At 63.4% G+C, this 18,644-nt stretch carries 18 protein-coding genes; 11 read left to right on the top strand and 7 right to left on the bottom strand.

What is annotated here, in order from left to right; translation table 11 throughout:
• The first annotated feature begins 49 nt into the window (after nucleotides 1-49).
• Together AC04SG_RS10155 and AC04SG_RS10150 are read left to right on the top strand one after the other, a co-directional pair.
• Entirely contained in the window at nucleotides 50-1,225 is a 1,176-nt protein-coding gene (locus AC04SG_RS10155) for an MFS transporter (protein WP_488550916.1), read from the top strand.
• Between the two features lie 83 nt (nucleotides 1,226-1,308).
• Nucleotides 1,309-2,364 carry a M14 family metallopeptidase gene (locus AC04SG_RS10150; RefSeq protein ID WP_488550915.1) on the top strand — a complete coding sequence of 352 codons (1,056 nt, stop codon included), beginning with the start codon at nucleotides 1,309-1,311 and terminating at the stop codon, nucleotides 2,362-2,364.
• A gap of 1 nt (nucleotide 2,365) precedes the next feature.
• Here AC04SG_RS10150 and AC04SG_RS10145 read toward each other — a convergent pair whose 3' ends face one another.
• A complete protein-coding gene (locus AC04SG_RS10145) occupies nucleotides 2,366-3,136 on the bottom strand; it encodes an isocitrate lyase/PEP mutase family protein (RefSeq protein ID WP_488550914.1) in 771 nt (256 codons plus the stop codon).
• 307 nt (nucleotides 3,137-3,443) lie between these two features.
• On the opposite strand from AC04SG_RS10145, the gene AC04SG_RS10140 reads away from it, so the two are divergent.
• Together AC04SG_RS10140 and AC04SG_RS10135 are read left to right on the top strand one after the other, a co-directional pair.
• Nucleotides 3,444-5,648, top strand: a complete 2,205-nt coding sequence (locus AC04SG_RS10140) for an anthranilate synthase (RefSeq protein WP_436261110.1) — start codon at nucleotides 3,444-3,446, stop codon at nucleotides 5,646-5,648.
• Nucleotides 5,649-5,653: 5 nt separating this feature from the next.
• A complete protein-coding gene (locus AC04SG_RS10135) occupies nucleotides 5,654-6,601 on the top strand; it encodes a cation diffusion facilitator family transporter (RefSeq protein WP_488550913.1) in 948 nt (315 codons plus the stop codon).
• Nucleotides 6,602-6,696: 95 nt separating this feature from the next.
• On the opposite strand, the gene AC04SG_RS10130 is transcribed toward AC04SG_RS10135, so the two are convergent.
• The gene (locus tag AC04SG_RS10130; RefSeq protein WP_488550912.1) at nucleotides 6,697-7,608 is read right to left on the bottom strand and encodes a LysR family transcriptional regulator; all 912 of its coding nucleotides are present in this window, start codon (nucleotides 7,606-7,608) and stop codon (nucleotides 6,697-6,699) included.
• 112 nt (nucleotides 7,609-7,720) lie between these two features.
• Between AC04SG_RS10130 and AC04SG_RS10125 the strand changes: the two genes are divergently transcribed.
• On the top strand, nucleotides 7,721-8,758 hold the full coding sequence (locus AC04SG_RS10125; protein WP_488550911.1) for a DUF1254 domain-containing protein: 1,038 nt from the start codon (nucleotides 7,721-7,723) through the stop codon (nucleotides 8,756-8,758).
• A gap of 12 nt (nucleotides 8,759-8,770) precedes the next feature.
• On the opposite strand, the gene AC04SG_RS10120 is transcribed toward AC04SG_RS10125, so the two are convergent.
• A complete protein-coding gene (locus AC04SG_RS10120; RefSeq protein ID WP_488550910.1) occupies nucleotides 8,771-9,868 on the bottom strand; it encodes a hypothetical protein in 1,098 nt (365 codons plus the stop codon).
• A gap of 101 nt (nucleotides 9,869-9,969) precedes the next feature.
• Between AC04SG_RS10120 and AC04SG_RS10115 the strand changes: the two genes are divergently transcribed.
• The 5 genes from AC04SG_RS10115 to AC04SG_RS10095 all read left to right on the top strand — a co-directional run bounded on the left by AC04SG_RS10115 (nucleotide 9,970) and on the right by AC04SG_RS10095 (nucleotide 13,607).
• Nucleotides 9,970-10,398 (top strand): DsrE family protein, encoded by a 429-nt coding sequence (locus AC04SG_RS10115; protein WP_488550909.1) that lies wholly within the window; start codon nucleotides 9,970-9,972, stop codon nucleotides 10,396-10,398.
• A 66-nt stretch (nucleotides 10,399-10,464) separates the two neighbouring features.
• Nucleotides 10,465-11,247 (top strand): SDR family NAD(P)-dependent oxidoreductase, encoded by a 783-nt coding sequence (locus tag AC04SG_RS10110; protein WP_488550908.1) that lies wholly within the window; start codon nucleotides 10,465-10,467, stop codon nucleotides 11,245-11,247.
• Nucleotides 11,248-11,332: 85 nt separating this feature from the next.
• Nucleotides 11,333-11,641 carry a putative quinol monooxygenase gene (locus tag AC04SG_RS10105; RefSeq protein ID WP_488550907.1) on the top strand — a complete coding sequence of 103 codons (309 nt, stop codon included), beginning with the start codon at nucleotides 11,333-11,335 and terminating at the stop codon, nucleotides 11,639-11,641.
• Nucleotides 11,642-11,716: 75 nt separating this feature from the next.
• Nucleotides 11,717-12,805 carry an AbrB family transcriptional regulator gene (locus AC04SG_RS10100; protein ID WP_488550906.1) on the top strand — a complete coding sequence of 363 codons (1,089 nt, stop codon included), beginning with the start codon at nucleotides 11,717-11,719 and terminating at the stop codon, nucleotides 12,803-12,805.
• 49 nt (nucleotides 12,806-12,854) lie between these two features.
• The gene (locus tag AC04SG_RS10095) at nucleotides 12,855-13,607 is read left to right on the top strand and encodes an SDR family NAD(P)-dependent oxidoreductase (protein WP_488551008.1); all 753 of its coding nucleotides are present in this window, start codon (nucleotides 12,855-12,857) and stop codon (nucleotides 13,605-13,607) included.
• Nucleotides 13,608-13,693: 86 nt separating this feature from the next.
• Here the strand turns inward: AC04SG_RS10095 and AC04SG_RS10090 are convergent, their stop codons facing one another.
• Nucleotides 13,694-14,590, bottom strand: coding sequence for a LysR family transcriptional regulator (locus AC04SG_RS10090; RefSeq protein ID WP_112561140.1), 897 nt, complete (start codon nucleotides 14,588-14,590; stop codon nucleotides 13,694-13,696).
• A 148-nt stretch (nucleotides 14,591-14,738) separates the two neighbouring features.
• Between AC04SG_RS10090 and AC04SG_RS10085 the strand changes: the two genes are divergently transcribed.
• Complete coding sequence (locus AC04SG_RS10085; RefSeq protein WP_488550905.1) at nucleotides 14,739-16,274, top strand: MFS transporter; 1,536 nt, start codon at nucleotides 14,739-14,741, stop codon at nucleotides 16,272-16,274.
• A 12-nt stretch (nucleotides 16,275-16,286) separates the two neighbouring features.
• Here the strand turns inward: AC04SG_RS10085 and AC04SG_RS10080 are convergent, their stop codons facing one another.
• The 3 genes from AC04SG_RS10080 to AC04SG_RS10070 are packed head-to-tail and all read right to left on the bottom strand — an operon-like array spanning nucleotide 16,287 to nucleotide 18,549.
• Nucleotides 16,287-16,601 carry a nuclear transport factor 2 family protein gene (locus AC04SG_RS10080; RefSeq protein ID WP_488550904.1) on the bottom strand — a complete coding sequence of 105 codons (315 nt, stop codon included), beginning with the start codon at nucleotides 16,599-16,601 and terminating at the stop codon, nucleotides 16,287-16,289.
• The gene (locus tag AC04SG_RS10075; RefSeq protein ID WP_488550903.1) at nucleotides 16,601-17,377 is read right to left on the bottom strand and encodes an esterase family protein; all 777 of its coding nucleotides are present in this window, start codon (nucleotides 17,375-17,377) and stop codon (nucleotides 16,601-16,603) included. Before AC04SG_RS10075 ends, AC04SG_RS10080 begins: the two co-directional genes overlap by 1 nt.
• A 5-nt stretch (nucleotides 17,378-17,382) precedes the next feature.
• Complete coding sequence (locus tag AC04SG_RS10070) at nucleotides 17,383-18,549, bottom strand: ATP-grasp domain-containing protein (RefSeq protein WP_488550902.1); 1,167 nt, start codon at nucleotides 18,547-18,549, stop codon at nucleotides 17,383-17,385.
• Nucleotides 18,550-18,644: the final 95 nt, after the last annotated feature.

Raw genomic sequence — 18,644 nt, 5'->3', positions numbered from 1 at the left:
ACGGCTTCTCGGTCAGTCTGAAATTGAACCGATTCAGACTGGACTTTCCATGCCTTTGCCGATCCTTGCGCTTGCCATAGCATCCTTCTGCATCGGCACCACCGAGTTTGTGATTATGGGCCTGTTGCCCGAGGTTGCCGCCGATCTCGGCGTGTCGATCCCCTCGGCCGGCCTGCTGGTCACCGGCTATGCGCTGGGCGTCGTCTTCGGCGCCCCGATCGTCGCCATGGCCACCGCGAATTTGCCGCGCAAGCCGGTTCTGGTCGCGCTGACGGCGATGTTCGTCGTCGGCAATCTGTTTTGCGCCGCTGCGCCCAATTACTGGCTCTTGATGGCTGCGCGCGTCTTCACCGCCTTCGGCCATGGCGCCTTCTTCGGCATCGGCTCCGTCGTTGCCGCCAGCCTGGTGCCGCGCAACAAGCGCGCCAGCGCTATTGCATTGATGTTCGCCGGCCTGACGCTCTCCAACATTCTGGGCGTTCCCGCCGGCACTGCGCTCGGCGAAGCCTTCGGCTGGCGCTCCACCTTCCTCGCCGTTGTCGGCATCGGCTTGCTCTCTGTTGCGGCCATTGCCTGGCTGGTGCCGTCCGACGTCGCCCAACCGAGCGGCGGCGGCTTGCGCGGCGAGTTGCGCGTGCTGGGCAAATTGCAGGTCTGGCTGGCGATGCTGATCGCCGCCCTTGCTTCGGCCAGCCTGTTCGCGGTCTTCACCTACATCAAGCCCTACCTCACCGACGTCTCCGGCCTGTCCACCTCGGCCGTCACCTGGGTGCTGCTGCTGTTCGGCGCCGGCATGACCGTCGGCAACGTCATCGGCGGCAAGCTGGCCGACTGGAAGCTGATGCCGACGGTGATCGGCACACTGCTGCTGATGGCGGTGCTGTTTGTCGGCTTCATGCAGTTCGGCGCCATCGCCAGCGTCGCCATCGGTGTCGTCTTCCTGTGGGGCCTGCTCATCTTCGTCGTCGTGCCGCCGCTGCAGATCCGCGTCGTCGAAGCGGCGTCCGAAGGGCCGAACCTTGCCGCCACGCTCAACCAGGGCGCCTTCAATGTCGGCAATGCCGGTGGCGCCTGGATCGGCGGGTTGGCCCTTTCGGCGGGCGTCTCCTACGCTCATCTGCCGCTGGTCGGCGCGGTTCTGGCGCTGCTGGCCGTCACCGTGGCCGTTGTCTCGCAGGCGCTTGAACGCTCCGCTCCTGTGGCCGTTCCGGCTGCCGCGGAATGATATTGCGCCCATAGCGCCGCGAACCGGATCGACAGCCCTCCGGCAAACGTGCATGTGTTCTGCCTCTTTCCTGGAGGCATCCCATGCAGAAATCGATCGAACGCATTTCCGGCGACAGCGAAGGCGTTTTCTACGAATTCCCGGCATTCCGCTTCACCGGCGCCGACAAGGCAGCGCCATCTGCCTATCTGCAGTCGGCACTCCATGCCGGCGAATTGCCGGGCGTCGTCGCCATCGACGCGCTGATGCCTGCGCTGAACAAGGCCGAGGCCGAAGGCCGCATCAACGGCAACATTACGGTCGTGCCCTGGGCCAACCCGATCGGCCGCGCGCAATATCATTTCGGCGAACATCAGGGCCGCTTTCATCTCGGCACCCGCACCAACTTCAACCGTGCCTTTCCGCTGCTTGCCGCGCCTGACACCGCACTGTTGCCGGACACCACATTCGGAACTGCCGATCAGCAGTTGAAGACGCGGCTGCTGCAACTTTCCATAGGCCACGACATCGTGCTTGATCTGCATTGTGACGATGAAGGGCTGGCCTATCTCTACGTCCACTCCAGCCTGTGGCCGGCAATGGCCGATTGCGCTGCCGCCATGGGCATCGACGCGGTGGTGCTGTGGAGCGAAGACAGCGACGGGACCTTCGAGGGCGCCACGATCATGCCCTACCAGAACGTCCCCGCCGGCGTGGCAAAGTTCGAGCTGCGCGTCGTCACCACGGTCGAATATCGCGGCATGCTCGATGTCGACGGCAGGTTGGCCGCATCCGATGCCGAAGGTCTCTACTGGCTGCTGGTGGCGCGCGGCGTGATCGCCGACCCGGCCCTACCCGCACCAGGTCCTTTCACTGGTTTCGTCGCGCCGTTGGAAAACATCGACATGATGCCAGCACCCCGGGCGGGTGCCGTGCTCTACGACGTGAAGCCCGGCGAGCGCGTCGCCAAGGGCGCACGCCTCGCCACCATTGTCCATACACCCGGGGAGGTCGGCGGCCGCACCGAAGTATTTGCCCCGCAGGACGGCGTCATCCTGACCCGCCGCGCACGCCGCATCATCCGCGCCGGCGAGGATCTTTTGAAGCTGGTCGGCGACAAGAAGAGCGCCGATGCCAGGTCAGGGACGCTGGAGGACTGACCTAGCCCGAGATCGCCAGCCGCGCTTTCGCCTCCAGCCATTCGGCCATCTGCCGGTAGGGCACCGGGCCGTGGCTGACACGGGAGACGCCGAGCTCGGCCAGCCGCTGGCGTGGCGGCACATGCGCCAGCGCGATGATGTTGACCGGCAACGCTGTGGCTTTGCAGAGCGCCTCGATCAGCCCCTCATCGCCAAGACCCGGCGCAAAGAAACCGCTCGCGCCGGCCTTTTCATAGGCCTTTGCCCGCTCGATCGCCTGGTCGAGCAGGCCCTTGTCATGCGCATCCGGCTTCGCCTTGAGGAAGATGTCGGTGCGAGCGTTGAGGTAGGCGGGAATGCCCGAAGCCTTCACCGCTGCCGCTGCCGCCTCGATCCGCTTCACCTGTACGGCGATGTCGTGCAGGCCGGTGCCGCCGACGATTTGGTCTTCGAAATTGAAGCCGATGGCGCCCGCCTGAAGCGCAAGCGTCACTGTGCGGGCGATGACGTCCGGCTCGACGCCATAGCCGCCCTCAACGTCCATGGTCACCGGCAGGTCGACCGCAGCCACGATGCGCTTGATGTTGTCCAGCGCCAGCTCCAGCGGGATTTTCTCGCCATCGGCATAGCCGAAGGCGGCCGCCACCGGCCAGCTGCCCGTGGCGATCGCCTTGGCTCCGGCTTTCTCGACGATCTTTGCCGAGCCCGGATCCCAGGCATTGTAGAGAACGATCGGGTTTCCCTTGACGTGGAGGGAATGGAACGTGCGTGCGCGCTCGATCTGGTCGGTCATCGGTGTCTTCCCGTCTTCTCGATGTTGCGTGTTAGTCTAGGCAGGAACGCCAGCCCTGGCGATGTGCCATGAGCCCCGGAAGCGGCGGCCACAAACAGGCCTTTCAAACCTGTTGCGCATCCGGCTTTTCGCCGCTATGGATTTCGCCCATGAACATGCGTTCGATCAAGACCGTTTGGTGGTGGGCTCGCTGACAGCGGCCTGTTCGAACGCGTACGCGTGAAAATAGAAGGTGGCCGCAACGGAATGTCCGGGCGGCCATTTGTTTTTTCAAAGCCAGTCCCGGGTCCGTTGCCCAACAAGCCAGATGGAGACGGCAATGACGACGATGAAGGTTCTGGAAAACGGCGCGGAACGCTTCGTGACCGCGGGTGGCGTCACCATTACCCGCGAGCGCCACGACAAGCCCTATGCCGGCGCGATCGACTCCTATGTCGACGGGCTGAATTCGCGTCGCGGGGCCGTGTTTTCCTCGAACTACGAATATCCCGGCCGCTACACGCGCTGGGATACGGCCATCATCGACCCGCCGCTGGTGATTTCCGCGCGTGGCCGCGCCATGCGCATCGAGGCACTGAACGGCCGTGGCGAGGTGCTGTTGCCGGTAATCGGCAAGGCGCTTGCCGGCTTGAGCGAAGTCACGGTCACCGAAACCTCGAAGAAGCTGATCCGCCTCGATGTCGCCAAACCCGGCCGGGTCTTCACTGAGGAAGAGCGCAGCCGCGTCCCTTCCGTCTTTACCGTGCTGCGCGCCATCACCGCGCTGTTCAAGACCGACGAAGACGCCAATCTCGGCCTCTACGGCGCCTTCGGCTACGACCTCGCCTTCCAGTTCGATCCGGTCGACTACAAGCTCGAGCGCAAGCAGAGCCAGCGCGACCTGGTCCTGTTCCTGCCCGACGAAATCCTGGTCGTCGACCATTACTCGACCAAGGCCTGGACCGACCGCTACGACTATTCCGGCGACGGTTTTTCGACTGAAGGCCTGCCGCGCGACGAAATCGCCGAGCCGTTCAAGACCGCTGACCGCATCCCGCCGCGCGGCGATCATGAACCCGGCGAATATGCCAATCTGGTGCGCAAGGCGATGGATAGCTTCAAGCGCGGCGATTTGTTCGAGGTCGTGCCCGGGCAGATGTTCTACGAGCGTTGCGAGACGCAGCCTTCCGAAATCTCGCGCAAGCTGAAGTCGATCAACCCCTCGCCCTATTCCTTCTTCATCAATCTCGGCGAAAACGAGTATCTGATCGGCGCTTCGCCGGAGATGTTCGTGCGCGTCAATGGCCGCCGGGTCGAGACCTGCCCGATCTCCGGCACCATCAAGCGCGGCGACGACGCCATTTCCGACTCTGAGCAGATCCTGAAGCTGCTCAACTCCAAGAAGGATGAATCCGAGCTGACCATGTGCTCGGACGTCGACCGCAACGACAAGTCCAGGGTCTGCGATCCGGGCTCCGTGCGCGTCATCGGCCGCCGCCAGATCGAGATGTATTCGCGCCTGATCCACACAGTGGATCACATTGAAGGGCGCTTGCGCGAAGGCATGGATGCCTTCGACGCCTTCCTGTCGCACGCCTGGGCGGTTACCGTCACCGGCGCGCCGAAACTCTGGGCCATGCGCTTCATCGAGCAGAATGAGAAGAGCCCGCGCGCCTGGTATGGCGGTGCCGTCGGCATGGTCAATTTCAACGGCGACATGAACACCGGCCTGACCTTGCGCACCATCCGCATCAAGGACGGCATCGCCGAGGTGCGCGCCGGCGCCACGCTGCTCTTCGACAGCATCCCCGAGGAAGAAGAAGCCGAAACCGAACTGAAGGCATCCGCCATGCTCTCCGCCATCCGCGACGCCAAATTAGGCAATGCCGCCGGCGCCGAACGCACCACCGCGCGCGTCGGCGACGGCGTCAACATCCTGCTCGTCGACCACGAGGACTCCTTCGTCCACACGCTGGCCAACTATTTCCGCCAGACCGGCGCCAATGTCTCGACCGTGCGCACGCCAGTGCCGGAGGAGGTGTTCGAGCGGCTGAAGCCCGACCTCGTCGTGCTGTCGCCGGGACCCGGCACGCCGAAGGATTTCGACTGCGCCGCGACCATCAAGAAGGCCAGGGCTCGCGACCTGCCGATCTTCGGCGTCTGCCTTGGCCTGCAGGCGCTGGCCGAGGCCTATGGCGGCGAGCTCAGGCAGTTGCATGTGCCGATGCACGGCAAGCCGTCGCGCATCCGTGTCTCCAAGCCCGGCATCATCTTCTCCGGCCTGCCCAAGGAAGTCACCGTCGGCCGCTACCACTCGATCTTTGCCGATCCGGTACGGCTGCCCGACGGCTTCGTTGTCACCGCCGAGACCGAGGACGGTGTCATCATGGCCTTCGAGCACCGCAAGGAGCCCATCGCCGCCGTACAGTTCCATCCGGAATCGATCATGACGCTCGGCCACAATGCCGGCATGCGCATCATCGAGAACATCGTTGCGCATCTGCCGCGCAAGGCCAAGGAAAAGGCGGCCTGACCGGTATGGCCGCAGCGGACAGCGTGACGGCGATCGCGGCAAAGGAGGCGGCCAAGCAAAGGGTCGCCGCCCTCGCCTTCTGGTCGATCGTCGTCGCCTGCGTCGTGCTCGCGCTCAAGCTTGCCGCCTGGTACATCACCGGCTCCGTCGCGCTCTATTCGGACGCGCTGGAATCGATCGTCAACGTCATCGCCTCGGCCGCTGCCTACTGGGCGATCCGGGTCAGCTACAAGCCGGCCGACCAGGATCATCCGTTCGGCCACCATAAGGCCGAGTATTTCTCGGCCGTGCTGGAAGGCGTGCTGATCGTGCTGGCAGCACTTTTGATCCTCAGCGAGGCCTGGCGCTCCTGGCAGGCGCCGACGCCGCTTGAACAGCCTTGGGAAGGTCTCGCGATCAACGGCGTCGCCACCGTCATCAACGCTTTCTGGGCCTGGACGCTGATCCGCGCCGGCCGCGCTGCGAAATCACCGGCGCTGGTTGCCGACGGCCGCCACATCATGACCGATGTGGTGACTTCCGTCGGTGTCTTCGGCGGTCTCGTCGGCGTAATCCTGACCGGCTGGCAAATCCTCGATCCAGCGCTTGCCGTCATCGTGGCGCTCAACATCCTCTGGCAGGGCTGGCATGTCATCGGCTCGTCGATGAACGGGCTGATGGACCGCGCCGTCGACACGCAGGAACACATGCACATCCGCGATATCATCTCGGCCAATTGCAAGGGCGCGCTGGAGGTTCACGACCTCAAGACGCGCATAGCCGGCCGCGCCACCTTCATCGAGTTCCACCTGGTCGTCGACGCCGACATGACCGTCGGCGCCAGCCACGTTATCTGCGACCGCATCGAGGATGCGCTGAAAGCCGAAATCCCCTCGGTGCGCGTGACCATCCATGTCGAGCCAGACGATGAGGCGAAGCTGCCGAAAGGCACGACTGCGGTGCCTTTCGCCTAACCGGCAGCGCCTGGTACCCTGCGCCTATGGCCGGTCTCCCGACCCATGCGGACGTTCCATGCTTCCCGCGATCCCGAAAGCCGACGTCCGCCGATTCAGCCCGCTCTCTCATCCACCACGCCGATTTCGCAGGCTTGAACGATCTTCGGGAGATAGCTCTGGCAGAAGTCGAGATATGCCCTGACGATGGTGGATCGGTGGCGCTGGGGCGGATAGAGCAGACTGATTGCCCATTCGGGCAACGGGTACTGCGGCAGTAACGGCATCAGGCGCTTCTCCCGAATGGGCGCGGCTGCCAGGAAGGGCGGCAACTCCGTCACAACATCGCCACCAAGCGCACGGCTGCACAGGTGATGATAGTCGTTGGTGGACAGAATCGCAGCGGGCTCCACGACATGCCCGCCCAATTCCCAGCGAGCCGGAACATCCACGCGCGACGCCCACACCGCACATGGGAAGCGATGAAGCGCTTCGGGTTCGGTCGGCACGCCGAAGCGCTCCACTAATTTTGGACTGGCGACGAGAATGTTGCGGATGGACAGCACCTGTCGTGCCACCATGCCTTCGTGAACGACCGCGCCGACGCGAAGGGCGACATCGATGCCGTCCTCGATCAGATCCAGGCGACGCACGGTTGAGTAGACGTAAATCTGGATGTCCGGATAGCGGCGCTGGAAAGCCGCCAGCAAATCCCACCATGGCTGAACCGTGGGCGGAAAAGATAGCCGCAAGCGTCCTTTCAGCCGGGCCTGGTCGCTCACGACGGCTTGCTCAGCCTCCAGCAGTGCTTCGATGCCGCGGACAGCGTGCTCGTACAGCCTCGTTCCTGCATCGGTCAGTTTTGTGCCGCGCGCCGAGCGCACCAGCAACTGCACCTTGAGCTGCAGTTCGAGGTCACGGATACGGCGGCTCAGTGTTGGGAGCGGCGTTCCGAGACGGGCTGCCGCTGCCGAGAGGCTGCCCATCTGGACGACAGCAACAAACATACGTGCGGCATTCAAATCCATGCGGCAAGCCTATCATATTTGGTAGGAAGGTTATCAAGAAGGCGCGTTTACTTCCATATCTGACTGATCTAGCTGTGGATCGCAAGAGCTTCCGCACCACCCTGAGGACACTATGAAGAAGACCAGCATTAGGACCTTGGTGGGCATGTCACTATTGATGACGAATTCCGTCGTATTGGCGCAGACGACTGCTTCACCAGCCCTGCCCGTCACGGTCGATAACTACAACCGCGCCCAGACCGATATTTATTTCGCCGGGGTCGTCAAAAACGACGGCTTTGGGAGGTTCAGGCATGGCCGCGAGCTTGCTCCTCCTGTCCAGCAAGGCATTGTTCGTCCCAACCGGGACACGCTGTACTCATTTGTGATTGTCGACCTCAATGCCGGGCCGGCAACGATTACCCTGCCGGACGCCGGCAAGCGCTTCATGGGGATGCAGGTCGCGAATGAGGACCAATACACCCGAGCAACCTATTACGGTGCGGGCGGCCACACTCTGACCCGCGAGATGATTGGCACCCGCTATGCCATTGTCGTTGTCCGTTTCCTTGTCAATTATTCAGACAAGGAAGATGTCGAGCAGGTCCATGCCTTGCAGGATGCTGTTAAGTTCAGGCAGGAACGCCCAGGCACGTTCGAAGTCCCCAACTGGGATGAAGTGAGCCTCAAGAAAGTACGAGCAGCACTCTTACAGCTTGGAACGACAGTTTCCGATACGCGTCGCATGTTCGGTGCCAGCGTAGATCAGGTCGACCCGGTTAGGCATCTGATCGGAAGCGCCATGCTATGGGGCGGATTTCCGGAGAAGGATGCTCTCTATCTCCCGACCACTCCCGCACGCAATGACGCCAGCACCGTCCACAAACTGACGGTCGGGGATGTACCCGTAGACGGCTTCTGGTCACTTACCGTCTATAACAGAGAGGGCTACCTCCAGCCGAACCAGTACAATGCCTATTCGGTGAACAGCCTCACCGCAAAAAAAGGAGTGGATGGTGCGGTCACCATCCAGTTCGGCGGATGCGACGGCAAGATCCAGAATTGCCTGCCCATCACGCGAGGGTGGAATTACACGGTACGTCTCTTCCGCCCGCGAGCAGAAATCCTCGACGGCACGTGGTCGTTTCCGTTGGCACAACCAGAGAGTTGAAGCACCGCCGGCCTAAGGCGCACACGCCGACTGCGGCATGGCCTCCAGCCGGTAAACCTTGTCGTCCGACTTCGTCTTGCCTTCCGCCGCCTTCGAACAGAGGTCGACGATCGCCAGGCTGCTGTTGGGGTTGGCGAGCATCATGGTGCCGTTGGCGCCGCGCTTGAGGTAGATTTCCTTTTGGCTGATGTCGCACGAAAAATTGCTCATCTTCGCGCTCGCCGCACAGCGCCATTGGTCCGCTTCACCCTGGCAGGAATAGGTCTGCGTGCCCTTGGCTCCGTTCTTCCTGGTGGTCACCGAAACGGCGATGTCGGCGCCGTCGGGCCAGTTGGCGACATCGCCGCCTGAGGCGAAGGAGGCAAGCTCGACCGGTCCGCGGAAGACGCGGATCGACTGCGTCACCTGGTCGGGATGAGAGCTCAGGTGCGCGGCATCGTAATCGCGCCCGAAACAGAAAGGCTGGTCCGGCTTCAGCCGCTCGCGCAACGGCGCACCCAGCGCCGGATCGATCGGATCGATCTTGGCGAATTCGGCCTTGCAGGTTGCCGCCGGCATCGGGTCGAGGCGGAAATTATCGTCCTCTGAGCCCAGCGCCTGCCGGTCATATTCAGCCTCGCCCAGTTCGTCTTCCGATCCGGCGTCGAGATAGAGATCGGACGAGACATCGGTGAGGATCAGGCGGCCTTTGTCATCGAGTTTCAGCGAAGCCATGGTGCGGTCGCAGTCCATGCCGCAGCGGATCGGGCCCGACTTGCCGTCCTCGGACTCATGATTGCACCAGCCGCCGGCCCATTGCGGCGTCTTGGCGCCACGCACCGTGGTGGTGAGAAAGCCATTGTAGGAGGTGTCCGCATTCGCCATCGGCTCCTCGTTCGGATGGCTCACCGGATCATGGCCATAGAGGAAGAAAATCCGCGCCACCTTCTGCCTCGGATGCGCCTTGAGATGGGCCGCGTCATAGACACGGCCGAAACAGGCATCGGTGCCACTCGCACTGAGTTCGGGCAATCTAAGCGCATCGTCGGCCACGGCCGGACCCGCAAGTGCACCGAGCAGCATGGCGCCAAATCCGGCGACGGCGAAATTCTTCCACTTCCTGAATGCCATTGGACCCCCTCCTCGCATCGACAGGACGTAACGGCAATTTATGCTAGTATCATGGCCGCAGCCACGCAATTTGCGATGAGCACCAAGCCGGGGAAGATGCCATGCGCCGACGCGACATTTTCCGTGCCAGCCTTGCCGGCGCCGCCGGCCTGTTCGGCCTGAGCCGGGCGGCCGCCGCCGAGGACAGACCGAAGGTGGCCTATCATCTCAGCGACCTCGACAAGGTCAATTTTGTGCTCGGCAACATCAAGAACCACTATGAAGGCACCGGCGGCAATGTCGACATCGTGCTGGTCGTGCATGGCCCCGCCCTTGCCGGTTTCAAGTCGAAAGGCATATCGGCGGCGATTTCGGGACGCTTTGCCGGTCTCGTCCAGCAGGGTCTTGAGCCGCATGCCTGCGGCAACACCATGAAAGGCATGGAGATCACCCTTGCCGATTTGCTCGAGGGCTTCCACGCTGCCGACAAGGGCGGCGTCGTCAAGCTCGCCGAACTGCAGCGCCAGGGTTACGTTTATCTCAGACCCTAGCCGGGGCTTGAACAGGAGGGCTGCGAGCGCCTACGAAGGACGGGAGGAAATTCCCGGAGAACCGACGTGCCAGCAACCCCCACCCTCGTCATCCCCGATCTTGCCGGCAAGGCGGTGCTGGTCACCGGCGCCTCGACCGGCATAGGTGCCGCCCTTGCGCTGGCCTATGCCGAGCAGAAATGCCGGGTCGCTCTGCACTACAATTCGAGCCGCGAGGCGGCCGAGAAACTGGCAAAGACCATCCGCGATGGCGGCGGCGAGGTGTTCCTGACACAGGGCGATTTCTCAGCCGCCGCCGATGTCGAGCGTGTCGTCGAGGAGAGCGCCGAGCATTTCGGCCGGCTCAACGGGCTGGTCAACAATGCCGGCGGCATGCTTGGCCGCGTGCCTTATGCCGAGCAGACCGAGGCGCATTACGACGCGGTGATGGACCTCAACGCCCGCTCGGTGCTGACCGCCTCGCGCAAGGCGATGCCATGGCTGAAGAAGCAGGGCGGCTTCATCGTCAACACCTCGTCGATCGCCGCGCGCAATGGCGCTGGCGGCGGCGCCGGGCTCTACGGCTCGGCCAAGGCCTTCGTCTCCAACGTCACCCGCGGCATGGCCAAGGAACTGATCGGCTTCGGCATCCGCGTCAACGCAGTGGCGCCGGGCACGATCCTGACGCCATTCCATGAGCGCTATTCCACCGACGAACAGATCAAGGGCATGGTTGCCACCATTCCTCAGGGACGCGCCGGCACGGCTGAAGACTGCGTCGGCGCCTATCTCTTCCTGTCCTCCGATCTCCTGAGTGGCTACATCACCGGCCAGGTGATCGAGGTGAACGGTGGCCAGTTGATGCCTTGAGCGGGCAATTGCATACTGCGTCTCGCAACCCAAGCATGTTGTGCGAAAGTTTCAGCGGTTTGAAAGCAAGGGGAGACGTAAGGCGATGTACGGACTGATCGGCAAGATGCGGGCGGCGCGCGGCCAGCGCGACGCGATCATGGGCATTTTGCGCGAGAGCACCGGCGCCCTCCCCGGCTGCCTGAGCTATATCATCGCCACCGACCCGGCCGATGCCGACGCGATCTGGGTCACAGAAGTGTGGACCGATCAGGCCAGCCACAAGGCATCGCTGCAACTGCCCGAAGTCCAGGCGGCGATCGCCAAGGCGCGGCCTTTCATCTCCGGCTTCGAGTTCCAGATCGAGACCCATCCGGTCGGGGGTTTCGGCCTGCCCGCCGTCAAGAACGAGTGATGTTCGAAAGCAAACGCGGTTTTCGAGTTTCCTCGGCGGGGTTCGCATCATTCTTCTCCAAGTCTAAGACCTGATATGGATTCCTCGCCAGAACAGCCGGCCATCGAACGCATGACGCGCATGCGTCCGCTTCGGCAGTGGCTGGTGTTGCTGATCTTCTCGCTGCTGTTCGCCGGCACGCTGGAATACGCCGCACTGCCCGCCGCACTGCTGATAGGCCCGATGCTGGCAGCGATCCTTGCCGGCACCAATGGCGCCACCGTGCGCGTGCCGCGCCCCGTCTTTGCCTCCGCCCAGGCCCTGGTCGGCTGCCTTGTCGCGGCGTCGATCTCGGCCAACATCTTTTCGGTTTTCTACAAGGAATGGCCGCTGTTCGTCGTCGTGGTGCTGGCGACCCTGGCGGCGTCCAGCCTGCTCGGCTGGCTGATCAGCCGCTGGCGCATTCTGCCCGGCACCACGGCGGTCTGGGGCTCGTCGCCGGGTGCGGCCACCGCCATGGTGCTGATGGCCGGCGCTTTCGGCGCCGACCAGCGCCTCGTCGCCTTCATGCAGTATCTGCGCGTGATCTTCGTCTCGATGACGGCGGCACTCGTGGCCAAGATGTGGGTCGACACCTCCGGCGTTGAAATCCCAGCCATTGTCTGGTTCCCGCCGATCGACGCAATGGCCTTTGCCGCCACGCTCGGCGTGGCGTTGGTCGGCGGCCTGCTCGGCCGCTTGTGCCGATTGCCCTCGCCTTTCTTTCTCGGCACCTTCATCTTCGGTACCATCGTCCATCTCGGCTTCGGCGTGGCGATGCAACTGCCGCCATGGCTGCTGGCGCTCTCCTATGCGATGGTCGGCTGGTCGATCGGACTGAATTTTACACGGGCGATCCTGCGCCATGCGACGCGGGCACTGCCGCAGATCGTCGGTTCGATCGTCGTGTTGATCGCCTTTTGCGGCGGGCTTGCCTGGCTGATCAGCCATGTCCTCGGTATCGATCCGCTGACCGCCTATCTCGCAACCAGCCCCGGCGGCATGGACAGCGTCGCCATCATCGCCGCCGCCGCGCAGAACGTCGACATCTCCTTCGTCATGGCGCTGCAATCGGCCCGCTTCCTGGTCGTGCTCATCGCCGGACCAAGCATCGCGCGGCTGGTGGCGAGAGCCGTCAGGGACTGAGTTACGAATTCAAGGATCCGGGAAGAGGAAATTGCCCATGAACCGTCGCGTGAATGCCGTCGATCTCTCAGGCCGTGTCGCCGTGGTGACGGGCGGCGCGCAAGGCATCGGCCTTGCCGTTGCCCGGCGCCTGCTGTCGTCGGGCGCCAGCGTTGTCATCTGGGATGTCGACCAGGCTGCGATGAAGAACGCCGTCGCCGAACTCGCCCCGCTCGGTCGGATCGAAGCTTTGCTGTGCGATCAATCGCTGGTCGAGGCCGTCGACAGCGCCGCGACGCAAACCGAGCGCTCGCTCGGCCCGGTCGATCTGCTCGTCAACAATGCCGGCATTGCCGGACCGGCGGCTACCGTGGTGGACTATGATCCTGCCGCATGGCGCCAGATCATCGACATCGACCTCAACGGTGTCTTCTACTGCTGCAAACGCCTGGTGCCCGGCATGATCGCGCGCAGCTACGGCCGCATCGTCAACATTGCCTCTGTCGCCGGCAAGGAAGGCAATCCGAATGCCGCCGCCTATTCGGCCGCCAAGGCGGGTGTGCTCGCGCTGACCAAATCGCTCGGCAAGGAGCTTGCCGGCCACGACATCGCCGTCAACGCGCTGACGCCGTCGCCCGCCCGCACCCGCATCCTCGAACAGCTCACCGAGGCCCAGGTGGCCTACATGCTGGGCAAGGTGCCACGCGGGCGGTTTGTCGAAGTCGAGGAGGCGGCCGCGATGATCGCCTTCATGGTCTCGGACGAAAATTCCTTCACCACTGGCGCAACGTTCGACCTGTCGGGCGGACGGGCCACCTACTGAAAGCAGCGCTCGTCCCTCGCCGTCATCGCCATCGCCATCGCCATCGCCATCGCCATCGCCATCGCCATCGCCATCGCCGCGAAGGACTACGAGCCGCTCAGCGTCGCGGCAAGCCGGTCAGGGAGGAAATCGACGAACGCGCGAACCTTCGGCGACAAATGGCGATTTGACGGCCACAGCATCCGGAACTGGCCGCGGCCGTCGACATGGTCATCCAGCACAGTGCGCAATTGCCCATCGCGCAGCGCCTCGCGGACCAGGAAATCGGGCATCGAGCTGATGCCGAGACCGGCCATAGTCGCGCCCTTCAGCGCCTCGGTGTTGTTGCAGGTCAGCATCGAGCGGACCTGCGGCTCGACACTGCCGCCGATGAACGGCCAACCCTGCAGCTTTCCGCTGTTTGGAAACCGGAAGCGTATGCCGTAATGGTTCACGAGATCGTCCGGTCCGCTCGGGTTGCCGTGCTGCTCGAGGTAGGAAGGTGCCGCGCACAACAGCAGCCGGAAGGGCGCAAGCGGCCGCGCCACCAGGCGCGAATCCGGCAGCTCACCGCTGCGGATTGCGATGTCGACGCCTTCGTCGATGAGGTCGACGATGCGATCGTTGAAATCGATGTCGAGTTCGATTTCGGGATAGCACGCCATGAACTCCGACAGCACCGGCAACAGCAGGTGATAGGTCACGATCGGCGTCGAAACGCGCAACCGCCCATGCGGCGTTTCCCGCGTTCGCGACAGCATCGCCTCAGCATCGTCGATGTCGTCGAGGATGCGCCGCACCCGCTCGTTGAACAGCTTGCCTTCCTCGGTCAGTCCGACACGGCGCGTGCTGCGCTGCAGCAGCCGCACGCCGAGATCCTGCTCGAGCCTGGCGACGCTCTTGCCGACGGCCGACGCCGAGATGCCAAGCGTTCGGCCGGCGGCGATGAAACTGCCGAACTCGGCAGTGCGGGCAAAGGCCAGAAGGCCGTTGAGGCGTTCCATCACATCTCTCCATTCGAGCGTTTCAGTCCGGTATATCTGGAGATTTAATACTATTTTTCTGGGAATGTCGCGGGCCTATCTTGCCGTTGCGACCGGTGTTGCGCTCCCGACGGCACACCGGCGGATCCTGCTTCAGATAGGAAAAACCATGACTTCGAAGACCACAAACGGCGCAGCCGCGCCATGGCTCGTCCTGTTGTCGGTATGCCTTGCCGCCATGACCATGCCCTTGACCTTCACCGGCCCGGCCGTCGCACTCTCGCGTATTGCAGCCGATCTCGGGGGCAGCCCGATCGCGCTCAACTGGGTGACGAACGCCTTCATGCTGACCTTTGGCGCCACCCTGATGGCGCTGGGCGCGCTCGCCGACAATCATGGCCGCAAGCGCATCTTCCTCGCCGGCCTCGGCCTCTATGTCCTGGCCACGCTGGGCGCGATGCTCGCGCCTGACATCGTCTGGTTCGACACACTTCGGGCTGCGCAAGGGCTCGGCAGTGCCGCCGCCTTCGCCGGCGGCGCCTCTGCGCTTGCCCAGGAATTCGAGGGACAATTGCGGTTGCGCGCCTTTTCCTTCCTCGGCACCAGTTTCGGCATTGGCCTCGCCTTCGGTCCGATCGCCTCCGGCCTCATCATCGAAGCATTCGGCTGGCGGTCGATCTTCGTTCTGGTGGCAGTGCTTGCGATTGCCGCCGCGCTACTGGGTCTGGGCACAATCAAGGAATCGCGCGACCCCGATGCGACCGGCCTCGACTGGGCGGGGGCCGGCACGTTCACAATTGCGCTGGCCGCGCTGACCTACGGCGTGCTTCAGGCGCCGCAGAGCGGCTGGACCGATCCGCTTGTGATCGGGCTGCTTGCCATCGCTGCGCTCTTCTTTGCCGCCTTCGTCATCGTCGAGCGTCGCGTGGGCCGGCCGATGCTCGATCTCTCGCTGTTCCGCTTTCCCCGCTTCGTCGGCGTCCAGTTTCTGGCGGCTGCCCCCGCCTATGGCTTCGTCGTCCTGCTCGTGCTGTTGCCGATCCGCTTCATCGGCATTGAGGGGATGAGCGAGATCGAGGCGGGGCAATTGATGATCTGCCTGTCGGGACCGCTGTTGATCCTGCCTCTGCTTGCCGGCCAGGTGGCGCGCTGGATCGCTCCGGCGACGATCTGCGGCGTCGGCCTGTTGATTGCCGCCGCCGGCCTTGTCTGGCTGAGCCTGACCCCGCCGGTCGCCCTCGCCCTTGTGGCGCCGCTGATGCTGATCGGCATCGGCATCGCTTTGCCCTGGGGGCTGATGGACGGACTTGCCGTCAGCGTCGTGCCGAAGGAGCGCGCCGGCATGGCGGTCGGCATCTTCAACACCACCCGCGTCGCTTGTGAAGGCGTGGCGCTGGCCATCGTCATGGCGGTCCTGTCGGGCTTCACGGCTGCACAACTGCCGGCCCAGGGCGCAACGTCGTCCCTGAGTGCAACCGCTGCCGCCCAGCTGCTGGCGACCGGCAATGTCGGCGAAGCGGCAGCCCGCTTGCCGGGAACCGGAGCCACGGTCCTGGTCCAGGCCTACGAGACGGCGTTCGACAGGCTGCTGATCGTGCTGGCGGCAATCACCATCGTCACCGCGCTTGTCGTCTTCCTCGGCCTGCGCCGCGGATCGACCGTGGAGCACGAAACCGTTCCTCTGCCGGTATGCCAGGAAGGCTAGCCTTGCGCGGCGTCAGCTGATGACCAGGCTCGCTATGCGGTCGCCGTCCAGCGTGAAGACCATGTCCCCTTCGCCGTTAAAGCCTTCGCCTGTGACGGCGATGCGGACGTGGTAGCTGCCATCGGCCTCGGCGATGCGGACAATGCACAGATTGGACTTCACGCCGATACTGTCCGACCGGTTCCAGCGCGCAATCTGCTCGCGGCCATGGAAGGATCGTCCCCAGTCGGTCAGGGATGCGTTGGCGGTAAAGGTGCCAAGAAACGCTTCGGTGTCACCTTCATTGGTGGCCTCGACGAAACGGCGAATGGGCTCGGGTGTGGCCATCAGTCCAATCTATGCATCAGATCGTCATCCAGCCAGCGGCCGAAGAAATAGACCAGCTGCTTGTGCCACCACGGCCAGTCATGGCTGACGTCACCACCCCAATAGTCGACCCAGGCGGGAATGGATTTGTCGCGCAGGATCTGTTCCAGCTTGCGCGTCTCGACCAGCATGCGCTCTTCCCAGGCGCCCTGCCCGCAACAGAAGATCATCCTCAGCGCCTTCAGCCGCGCCAAGAGCTTCGGGTCGACGATGCCGGGCAGATAGTCGAGCGGCGAGTTGTAGAAAATGTCGCCTTCCAGCGCCTTGCCGAAGAAGTCGCGCGCCGAATAGACGCCCGACAGCGCGATGACGCCGCTGGCGAGTTCTGGAAAGCGGAAGACGAAGTTCGAGGAATGGTAGCCGCCCATAGAGCAGCCGGTAAACAGCGGCTTCAGCTTGCGTCCGCCATTGGCTTTCTCGGCGGTCGCCAGAAACTCCGGCAACGCCTCCTCACGGACATAGCGGAAATAAGCCTCGTGGCGGCCGATGCGGTGGGCGGCGTCGGCATGCTTGTTGAAGAAAGATTCCGAATCGATGCCGTCGACCGCAAACAGCTGGATGCGGCCGGTATCGATGAATTCGGCCAGCGCCCCTACCCCGCCGGAATCCTCGAACTGATAGAACCGCCCTTGCGAGGTCGGGAACACGACCACCGGCCTGCCGGCATGGCCGTAGCGCTTGTATTCCATGTCGCGGCCGAGATTGCGGGCAAAGCCCTTGTGATAGGAAATGTCCATCGCGTTTAAGCCTTTTCCGCGTGAATATAGGCGACGGCCTCGCGCAGCGCTGCTTCGTCCTTCGAGCGCATCTGGTAGGCGTAATTTCCCATGGCGCGGCTGAAAACCTTTTCTATCGGCTGATGGTGGACGATCTTGTCGCGATGCGCGGCCAGCACGTCCTCATGGCTGTGCAAATAATGGAGGTGCTGCTTGCGGCTGGCATAGGCGGTGAAATACTTGCCCTCATAGGGTCCGCCGGCGGCATCCTTGACCACCATGTCGGCCCACGCCGCATAGACGTCGATGTCGAACGTGTAGTTGATCGCATCGGTCATCCAGGCGCCGGGCGGCCGCATATTGACCTCGAGCGCGATGACACGGTCGTCCTTGGTTTCGAACAGCTCGATGTGGAAGAAGCGCTCGCGCACGTCGAACGCCTTCAGGATTTTCCTGCCTGCCTCCTCGACCGCGGGGCTGATTTTGGGAAAACAGGTGTAGCTCATGTGGCGGTCCTTGTTGACCACTTCCATGACGCTCTGGTCGTACCGGTGGCTGGCGGCAAGCACCACCTCACCGTCGCGGTTGACCAGCCCGTCGAAGGTGACCACCAGGCCCTCGATGAACTGTTCCATGACGAAGGTCACGTCCTCGGGCTTGTCCCGGAAAAACTGGTCGAGCTCTTTGGCGTTGGAAATCTTGAAGGTGTTCGAGGCGCCGGAACCGGAATCGGGCTTCACCACCACGGGATAGCCGACGCGACGGATGAAGGTCATGGCGCCTGCCCGGTCGGAGCATTTGCGCTGCGCAATGGTGTCAACGCCGCTCTTGCGGAAGAAGGCGCGCATGCGGCTCTTGCGCTTCAGATTCTTCACGAAATCGAGCTTGGTGCCGTAGATGTTGAAGTCGGTGCGGATGTTGGCTTCCAGTTCCAGCCAATGCTCGTTGAGCGACTCGAAGCGGTCGATGCGGCCCCATTTGTGGATGAAATGACCCATCGCCCGGAACACCGGATCGTAGTCCTCCATGTCGGCGACGCGGTAATATTCCGACAGTGCCGCCTTCAGCTTGCCGTCCAGCGCATCAAAAGGCGCATCGCCGATGCCCAGCACCGTGGCGCCGGCCTTCTTCAGCCGGTCGCAGAAATCGGCGCCGTTGGCCGGAAAATGCGGCGAGAAGAATACAAAATTCATGGGCGACCTCCCCCGGCATCATTCATGGGCGACCTCCCCCGGCATCGCGACCTCGTCCAAGCCTATCGCCGGGACCGCGAAGGGACGGCGACACG

Source organism: Mesorhizobium sp. CNPSo 4684 (assembly GCF_057784315.1).
The sequence above is the reverse complement of the archived record's forward strand: the minus strand, read 5'-3'. Positions and strand labels throughout refer to the sequence as shown.